The sequence below is a fragment of the Phenylobacterium sp. genome (genome assembly GCF_044236515.1).
GTDB lineage: Bacteria > Pseudomonadota > Alphaproteobacteria > Caulobacterales > Caulobacteraceae > Phenylobacterium.
Window position 1 is genome coordinate 1 of record NZ_JBIIGK010000133.1, and the last position, 8,272, is coordinate 8,272.

Below are 8,272 nucleotides of genomic sequence, written 5' to 3' on the forward strand. Positions count from 1 at the left end.
AGAAAAAGCGTGCGCCGTCGGCCGTTGCGCGATTTCTTGCGCGCCATGCGCACCCGACCCGAGCCCGCCCGATGAACGGCCATTCCTCGCTGCTGATCCAGGCGCTGGTCTATCTCGGAGCCGGCGTTGTCTCGGTGCCGATCGCCAAGCGGCTGGGGCTGGGCTCGGTGCTCGGCTACCTGCTGGCCGGGGTGGTCGTCGGCCCGTTCGCCCTCGACCTGGTGGGCGAGCCTGGCGACGTCATGCGCTTCGCCGAGTTCGGCGTCGTCATCCTGCTGTTCCTCATCGGGCTGGAGGTTCGCCCGGCCCTCCTGTGGCGGATGCGGACGGCGATCTTCGGCCTCGGCGCCGGCCAGATGGCGGCGACCACCGCGGTGATCGCCGCCGCCGGTCTGGCGATGGGGCTGGCGGCCCCGACGGCGCTGGCCGCCGGCCTGATCCTGTCGATGTCCTCGACCGCCATCGTGCTGCAGAACCTGGAGGAGCGTGGCCTGCGCAAGGGGCCGGTGGGCGAGTTGACCTTCGGCGTGCTGCTGTTCCAGGACCTGGCGGTGATCCCGCTGTTCGCCCTCTTGCCGCTGTTGGCGGTGAGCGGCGCCACCGTCCATGCCGAGGGCGGGCATGGCGGGACGTTGCTGAACGACCTGCCGGCCTGGGGGCGGCCGCTGGCCCTGATCGCCGCGGTCGCGGCGGTCGTCGTGGCCGGGCGCTACCTGATCCGGCCGCTGTTCCGTTTCATCGCCGCCGCCCGTCTGCGCGAGATGTTCACCGCCTCGGCCCTGCTGCTGGTGGTCGGCGTCGCGGCGCTGATGGAGCTGGTCGGACTGTCTCCGGCGCTGGGCGCCTTCCTGGCCGGCGTGGTGCTGGCCGAGAGCGAGTTCCGCCGCGAGCTCGAGACCGACATCGAGCCGTTCCGCGGCCTGCTGCTCGGCCTGTTCTTCATCACTGTCGGCGCCGGCCTCGACCTCGCCATGGCGGCGTCGCAACCCGCCCTGCTGTTCGGCCTGGTCGCCGGCCTGATCGCCGCCAAGGCGATCGCCATGTACGCGGTGGGCCGGCTGTTCCGGCAGTCGCGCGGGGTCTCGGCGACCACCGCCGTGGCCCTCGCCCAGGGCGGGGAATTCGCCTTCGTCCTGCTGGGGTTCGCCTTGAGCGCCGGGGTTCTGGACGCCGATCTTGTACGCCTGCTGACCGCCACCATCGCCGTTTCGATGGCCGCGACGCCGCTGGTGTTCGCCGCCTACGCCAAGCTGAGCGAGAACCGCGGCGAGGCCGACGCCGAGCCCGAGCACCTGCCCTTCGACGAGGGCGACCCGGACGCGGTGGTCGCCGGCTTCGGGCGGTTCGGCCAGATCGCCACGCGTCTCTTGAAGGCCAACGGCTTCAAGGTCGTGCTGCTCGACTCCTCGGTCGCCCAGATCGACCTGATCCGCCGGTTCGGCTGGCCGGTCCACTACGGCGACGCCACGCGCCTCGACCTGCTGCGCACCGCCGGCGTCGAGAAGGCCAAGCTCTTGGTGGTGGCCATCGACGACCCCGACAAGACCGGTGAGATCGTCGAGGCGGCGCGCGAGGCCTTCCCGCACCTGACGGTCATCGCCCGCGCCTTCGACCGCCGCCACGCCTACGAGCTGCTCAAGGCCGGCGCCCACGAGGTCGAGCGCGAGACCTACGAGAGCGCCCTGAACTTCGGCCGCCGGGCCCTGGTGCGGCTGGGCGTGTCCGAGCGGCGGGCGCTCAAGGCCGCCGTGCTGTTCCGCGACCACGACGCCCAGCTGTTCCGCGAGCTGCAATCCTCGTTCAGCCTCGACGAGCGCTACATCCAGGCGACCCGCGCCTCGCGCGAGACCATGGAGCGGCTGCTGCAGGCCGAAATGGCGCGGATGGCCGACGACGACGACGAGGAGGACGATGCGTCGCGCCGGGTGGAGGACGCGGTCCGGCGGGTGTAGGAGATCGGGTCATGAGCCAGGCCTCCGACATCTCCAGCGAGACCATTCCCGCGGTCTCCTTCGACCTCTTCGACCACGACTTCGACCGCTTCTCGCGCGAGCTCGGCGGCTCGTTCGCCCGGTTCGGGTTCGCGGTGATCTCCGACCACGGCATCGACCAGGCGCGGATCGACGCGGCGCTGGCCGACGCCAAGGCGTTCTTCGCCCTGCCGGAGGAGACCAAGCGTCGCTACAAGCTGCCGGTCTCCGGCCAGCGCGGCTTTACGCCGTTCGGCATCGAGACGGCCAAGGGCCACGCTCACTACGACCTCAAGGAGTTCTGGCACGTCGGCCGCGATCTGCCGCAGGGTCACCGGTTCCGCGAGCACATGCCGGACAATGTCTGGCCGGACGCCGAAGTCCCGTCGTTCCATGAGACCATCGGCTGGCTGTACGGGGCCCTCGACGCCATGGGCCTGAAGGTGCTGGAGGCGATCGCCGTCTACCTCGGGCTGGAGCGCCACTTCTTCGACCCGACGGTGGACTTCGGCAATTCGATCCTGCGGCTGCTGCACTATCCGCCGACGCCGCCGGACGGGCCGCACATCCGGGCCGGCGCCCACGAGGACATCAACGTCATCACCCTCCTGCTCGGCGCCGAGGAGGCCGGGCTGGAGGTCAAGGATCGCGACGGCCGCTGGATCGGGATCAACCCGTCGCCAGGCGCCCTGGTCTGCAACATCGGCGACATGCTGCAGCGGCTGACCAACCACCGCCTGCCGTCGACAACCCACCGGGTGGTCAACCCGGCCCCGGAGCGGCGCGGCTTCGCGCGTTACTCGACGCCGTTCTTCCTGCACTTCAATTCGGACTACGAGATCCGGACCCTGCCGAACTGCGTCGACGCCGCCCACCCGGAGCGCAATCCGCAGCCGATCACCGCCGACGAGTACCTCCGCGAGCGCCTGCGCGAGATCAAGCTGGCCTAGGACGCGGCCTTACATCCGCTCCGGGATGGCGATGCCCAGCATGTCGAGCGCCTGCTCCAGCTGGCGCAGGGCCGCCCTGGCGAGCGTCAGGCGGCTGGCCCGCACCGGCGGCGGGGCGATGAGGATTGGGCAGGCGGCGTAGAACTTCGAGAAGCTCTGGGCCAGGCGGTAGGCGTGTTCGGCCACCGCGTTCGGCGCCTTCTTGTCGTACGCCTCGGCCAGGGCCGCGTCGAAGGCGTCCAGCGTCAGCACCAGGTCGCGCTCGGCCGGCTCGGCGATGCTCACCGGCCCCGCCTCCGCGCCCTCGTCGGCCGCCTTGCGCAGCAGGGATTTCACCCGCACCGCCTGGTACAGCAGATAGGGCCCGGTCTTGCCCTCGAAGCTCGTGAAGCGGTCGAGGTCGAAGACGTAAGACGTGCCCCGGAAGTTCGACAGGTCGGCGAATTTCAGCGCCGCCACCGCCACCTTGCCGGCGATGTCCTCGAACTCGTCGGACGGCAGGTTCTCGCCGAGCCCCGCCTCGCGCAGGCGCTCGCGGGCCTTGCCGCGGGTCATCTCGATCAGGTCGTTGAGTTTCAGGACCCCGCCCTCGCGGGTCTTGAAGGGCTTGCCGTCGGCCCCGTTCATCGTGCCGAAGCCGACATGCTCCAGCTGCCCTTCGGCGGCATAGCCGGCCAGCACCGCCGCGCGGAACACGATCTCGAAGTGGTCGGCCTGGCGCTGGTCGACGCAATAGATGACGAGGTCCGGATCGAACCCCTGCTTGCGGTCGAGGATGGTGGCCAGGTCGGTCGTGCCGTACATCGCCGAGCCTTCCGACGAGACCACCAGCAGCGGCGGCAGCTCGCGCTTGTCGCCTTCGCGCGCCACCCGCATGATCCGGGCGCCCTGGTCGTCGACCAGCAGCCCCTTGGCGGCCAGGTCCTCGACCATCTGCGGGATCAGCCCGTCGACGTCGCTCTCGCCCTTCCAGAGGTCGAAGTCGACGCCGAGCGCGTGGAAGTCGCGCTCCAGGGCAACCTGGGTCACCTTGGCGAAGCGGCGCCACAGAAGGTAGGCCCCCGGCCGCTTGGCCTGCAGCTCGGCGGTCAGCTTGCGCGCCCGGTCACGGTACTCGGGATCGGCCTTCCCCTTGGCGGCGGCCTCGGGATAGAGCCGGTCGAGGTCGGCCAGGCTGACGCCCGCGAACGCCTCCGGCTCCAGCGCCTTCCAGTCTTCCGGCAGGTCGTCGGCCGCATTCAGCCGCGCGACCTCGGCGGCGATCGTCGGGTTCTCGTCGGTGACGGCGCCGATCAACAGGCCCATCTGGTAGCCCCAGTCGCCGAAGTGGGCGTCGCCGACCACCACGTCGCCGCGGAACCGGTAGATCCGCTTCAGCGCCTCGCCGATGATCGACGAGCGCAGGTGGCCGACGTGCATCGGCTTGGCGACGTTCGGGCCGCCGTAGTCCACCAGCACCCGCCGCGGCTGCGCGAGCAGCGCCCCGCCGGCTCGCGGATCGGCGGCGATCTCGCCGCCCCGCTCGGCCAACGCCGCATCGGCGACCTTCAGGTTGACGAAGCCCGGTCCCGCGACCTCGACGGCGGCCAGGCGCGGGTCGGCGGCCAGGGCCTCGGCCACGGCCGCCGCGATCTCGCGCGGGTTCTTGCCCGCCGTCTTGGCGGCCGCCAGGGCGCCGTTCGACTGGAAATGCGCCAGGTCCGGCCGGTCCGACGGCGTCACCCGGGCCAGGTCGGTGGGCAGGCCCAGGCGCGCGAAGGCGGCGGCGACCGCTTCGCTAAGGCCGGTCTTGAGGTCGCTCATGGGTTGGCGGGGGTCGTCCCGGCCACCGCCACGCTCGGGCGGAAGCGCTTGCCGTCCCGGTTGAAGGCGGCCATCTCCGGCGTCACCTCGAATCCGACCAGCACCTCGAAGTTCCCGCCCGAGGTGGTCATGGTGGCGCGCGGGATGACGATCTCGTTCAGCCGCTCGGTGACCTGAACCCGGTCCTTGCCCTCCGGGAAGTTGGCGGTCAGGTCGAAGGTCTGCTTGGCCAGCACCGAGCGGTTGCGGTCGGTCACCGCCACCCAGTAGCGATAGGTCTTGCGGTCGCCCGTCGCCTGCGGACCGCGGCCGAGGTCGAACAGCACCTCCATCGCCACCCGGATCGGCTGGTCGTCCTTGTACTGGCAGCCGGCCGAAATGCCCTGGATCTCGCCGGTGTACCCGACGGCGGCGGCGGCCTCGCGGCCGTCCTTGAACTCGATGTAGCGAGCCGCGTCGTACAGCGTCTTGACGAACGGGCACGGCCCGGCGTTGCGCAGCTGCGGCAGCGGCGCGCGGTTGTCGCCCCACTCCTCGTCCCGCTTGCGGCGGTTGGCGGCCGACTCGTCGGCGTCGCCGGGGCCCGGCTGGCCGCCGCCTCCGCGCTGTCCGGGCACTTGGGCCGAGGCGGTGAGCGGAACGGCCGTGGCGGCCGCGACGGCGGCGCAGGCGACGAGGAACAGGCGGCGCATGGTGGAGCGTCCAGGAATCTAGAGCGCGAGGCGTCTCGCGGGATTAAGGCCGTAGTACAGCCGAAGGATTGCGGCCGCAACGCGGCTGGCGGGCGCGGACGCGAGCCCTTAAGTTCGCGCCATGTCCGTCGCCAACGCCCGCCCCGCCCTCACCGTCCTGCTCGCCACGCCGCGCGGCTTCTGCGCCGGCGTCGACCGGGCGATCCAGATCGTCGAGCGGGCGATCGAGAAATACGGCGCGCCGGTCTATGTCCGCCACGAGATCGTCCATAACCGCCATGTGGTCGATCGCCTGCGCGCGCTCGGCGCCGTGTTCGTCGAGGAGTTGGACGAAGCGCCGGATGACCGCCCCGTGGTGTTCTCGGCCCACGGCGTGCCGAAGTCGGTGCCGGCCGAGGCGAAGTCGCGGCGGATGCTCTATCTCGACGCCACCTGCCCGCTGGTCTCGAAGGTCCATGTCGAGGCTCAGCGCCACTTCGAGACCGGCCGCGAGATCGTCCTGATCGGCCACGCCGGCCACCCCGAGGTCGTCGGCACCATGGGCCAGTTGCCAGACGGCGCCGTCGCCTTGATCGAGACGGTGGAGGATGCCCGCGTGTTCACCCCGCGCGACCCGGCCAACGTCGCCTTCGTCACCCAGACCACCCTGTCGGTGGACGACACCGCCGAGATCGTCGCCGCCCTGCGCGCCCGCTTCCCGGCCATCGCCGCGCCGCACAAGGACGACATCTGCTACGCCACCACCAACCGGCAGGAGGCGGTGAAGACGGTCGCGGCGCGCTCCGACGTCCTGCTGGTGCTGGGCAGCGCCAACTCCTCGAACTCCGTGCGCCTCGCCGAGGTCGGTCGCCGCTCCGGCGCCGCCGCCTATCTGATCGACGATGCGACTGGGCTTGATTTCGACTGGCTGCAGGGCGCCCGCACGGTCGGCGTCGCCGCCGGCGCCAGCGCCCCGGAAGTCCTGGTCCAGGGCCTGATCGCCCGCCTGGGCGAGGTGTTCGACGTCACCGTCGAGGAGGTCGAGGCCGCCCGGGAAACCGTGACCTTCAAGCTGCCGCGGGTGCTGGCGGGCTAGACCAGCCGGTCGGCCTTCCGCAGGTCCGGAAACAGCCGCGCCCAGATCGCCGTCACCGCGATGGCGCCGGCGCCGCCGAACACCGCCGCGCCGACCGGCCCAAGGATCCGCGCCACCACGCCGCTCTCGAACTCGCCGAGTTCGTTTGACGCGCCGATGAACACCGACGAGACCGCCGCCACCCGACCGCGCATCGCGTCGGGCGTGACCAGCTGCACCAGGGTCTGACGCACATAGACGCTCAGCATGTCGGCCCCGCCGAGCATCACCAGGGCGGCGACCGACAGCCACAGCATCTTCGAAAGCCCGAAGACCAGGGTGGCGGCGCCGAACACCGCCACGCCGATGAACATGATCGGCCCGGCCTTCGCCCGGATCGGGTTGGCCGCCAGCCACAGGGCGACGCAGGTCGCCCCCACCGCCGGGGATGCGCGCAGCAGGCCGAAGCCTTCGGCCCCCACGTGCAGGACGTCGCGGGCGAACACCGGCAGCAGCGCCGTCGCCCCGCCCAGCAGCACGGCGAAGAGGTCGAGCGAGATCGCCCCGAAGACGATCTTCTGGCGCCAGACGTAGCTCAGCCCCTCCTTCATCAGTTGCAGTCGTGAGCCGGGCTGCACCTCGGGCTTGGCGTTCTTGCGGATCATCGTCACCGAGATCGCCGCCACGACGTAGAGCACCAGGGCCGCCGCATAGGCGTCGGCCGGCGAGATACGCACCAGAAGCCCCCCCGCCGCCGGCCCGGCGATCGCCGCCGTCTGCCAGGCCAGCGAGTTCCAGGCGATGGCCCGCGGCAGCAGCGCCCGCGGCACCAGCATCGGTCCAAGCGCCGTGTTCGAGGGGGCGAAGAACGCGCGGGACGCGCCGAACACCACCGCTACGCCGAGCAGCAGCGGAACCGAGGCCGCCCCCTTCCAGGTCGCGAAGGCCAGGGTCGCCACGGTGAAGATCTCGCCCGCGAAGCAGCACAGCAGCACCTTCTTGCGGTCGTAACGGTCGGCCGTCTCGCCCGCCGGCAAGGTCAGCAGCAGCAGCGGGATGAAGGTGACGAGGCCGATCATTCCGACCAACAGGGCGCTCTCGGCCACGCCGCGCGTCTCGCGCGCCAGGGCGTACATGTGCCAGCCCATCGCCACGCTCTGGATTTGGGAGGCGAAGCTGCCGGACCAGCGCGAGGACCAGAAGAACAGATAGTCCCGCTCCCGCAGCAGGGCGCGCGCGGAGGGGACGTCGTCGGAGGGAGCCTGCGCCATTTCCGGAACCTGCCTTGCGGGCTGCTGCGCCGCAACATCGTTGACGCGCAATCCCATGCGCCCTAAGTGCGCGCCATCCTGGGCTGGAGAAGGGCTCCCCCGATGCGCGCGCGACGAAACACCCGTCACTGACGACGCCTGCTTCCCGTGGCCGACGCGGCCGCGCATCCCTTCTTTCCTCGACCCCAGCACCCAGGCCGATGCCCGACGACCTTTCCTTCAAGCTCACCTACGCGCCGGAACGGCCGGAAGACGCCCCGCTCGCCGAGGCGCTCGTCGACCGCGCCTTCGGCCCCGGCCGCTTCGTGAAATCCTCCGAACGGGTCCGCGAGATCGCGCAGTTCGCGCCGGAGCTGTCCGTCTGCGCCTTCGACGGCGGCGTGCTGGTGGGAACGGTCCGCCTATGGCGCGTCCGCATCGGCGACCTGCCCGTCGTCTTCCTCGGCCCGCTCGCCGTCCACCTCGACCAGCGCAGCGCCGGCGTCGGCGGCGTGATGGTCCAGAGGGCCTGCGACGCCGCCAGGGCGGCCGG

Annotated in this window: 7 protein-coding genes; 4 read left to right on the forward strand and 3 right to left on the reverse strand. The window is 71.2% G+C overall.

Annotation, left to right across the window (positions count from 1 at the left end; genetic code table 11):
- Positions 1 to 71 precede the first annotated feature (71 nt).
- Both ACILRF_RS12535 and ACILRF_RS12540 read left to right on the forward strand, forming a co-directional pair.
- A complete protein-coding gene (locus tag ACILRF_RS12535; RefSeq protein WP_395673375.1) occupies positions 72 to 1,952 on the forward strand; it encodes a monovalent cation:proton antiporter-2 (CPA2) family protein in 1,881 nt (626 codons plus the stop codon).
- 11 nt (positions 1,953 to 1,963) lie between these two features.
- On the forward strand, positions 1,964 to 2,920 hold the full coding sequence (locus ACILRF_RS12540; protein ID WP_395673377.1) for an isopenicillin N synthase family dioxygenase: 957 nt from the start codon (positions 1,964 to 1,966) through the stop codon (positions 2,918 to 2,920).
- Between the two features lie 9 nt (positions 2,921 to 2,929).
- Here the strand turns inward: ACILRF_RS12540 and ACILRF_RS12545 are convergent, their stop codons facing one another.
- Entirely contained in the window at positions 2,930 to 4,723 is a 1,794-nt protein-coding gene (locus ACILRF_RS12545; RefSeq protein ID WP_395673379.1) for an arginine--tRNA ligase, read from the reverse strand.
- Positions 4,720 to 5,415 carry a Tat pathway signal sequence domain protein gene (locus tag ACILRF_RS12550; protein ID WP_395673381.1) on the reverse strand — a complete coding sequence of 232 codons (696 nt, stop codon included), beginning with the start codon at positions 5,413 to 5,415 and terminating at the stop codon, positions 4,720 to 4,722. The genes ACILRF_RS12545 and ACILRF_RS12550 overlap by 4 nt, the downstream gene beginning before the upstream one ends.
- A 121-nt stretch (positions 5,416 to 5,536) precedes the next feature.
- Here ACILRF_RS12550 and ispH point away from each other — a divergent pair, with 121 nt between their 5' ends.
- Positions 5,537 to 6,490, forward strand: a complete 954-nt coding sequence (gene ispH, locus ACILRF_RS12555) for a 4-hydroxy-3-methylbut-2-enyl diphosphate reductase (protein WP_395673383.1) — start codon at positions 5,537 to 5,539, stop codon at positions 6,488 to 6,490.
- On the opposite strand, the gene ACILRF_RS12560 is transcribed toward ispH, so the two are convergent.
- Positions 6,487 to 7,740 carry an MFS transporter gene (locus ACILRF_RS12560; protein ID WP_395673385.1) on the reverse strand — a complete coding sequence of 418 codons (1,254 nt, stop codon included), beginning with the start codon at positions 7,738 to 7,740 and terminating at the stop codon, positions 6,487 to 6,489. The two genes, ispH and ACILRF_RS12560, sit on opposite strands and share 4 nt — an antisense overlap.
- Before the next feature lie 200 nt (positions 7,741 to 7,940).
- Here ACILRF_RS12560 and ACILRF_RS12565 point away from each other — a divergent pair.
- A partial coding sequence (locus ACILRF_RS12565) for a GNAT family N-acetyltransferase (RefSeq protein ID WP_395673387.1) occupies positions 7,941 to 8,272 on the forward strand: 332 nt, incomplete at its 3' end.

What these genes read in the sequence shown, in the direction of transcription:
- ACILRF_RS12535 (WP_395673375.1), top strand. Translation starts at nt 72, where the DNA reads ATGAACGGCCATTCCTCGCTGCTGATCCAGGCGCTGGTCTATCTCGGA.
- ACILRF_RS12540 (WP_395673377.1), top strand. Translation starts at nt 1,964, where the DNA reads ATGAGCCAGGCCTCCGACATCTCCAGCGAGACCATTCCCGCGGTCTCC.
- ACILRF_RS12545 (WP_395673379.1), bottom strand. Translation starts at nt 4,723, where the DNA reads ATGAGCGACCTCAAGACCGGCCTTAGCGAAGCGGTCGCCGCCGCCTTC.
- ACILRF_RS12550 (WP_395673381.1), bottom strand. Translation starts at nt 5,415, where the DNA reads ATGCGCCGCCTGTTCCTCGTCGCCTGCGCCGCCGTCGCGGCCGCCACG.
- ispH (WP_395673383.1), top strand. Translation starts at nt 5,537, where the DNA reads ATGTCCGTCGCCAACGCCCGCCCCGCCCTCACCGTCCTGCTCGCCACG.
- ACILRF_RS12560 (WP_395673385.1), bottom strand. Translation starts at nt 7,740, where the DNA reads ATGGCGCAGGCTCCCTCCGACGACGTCCCCTCCGCGCGCGCCCTGCTG.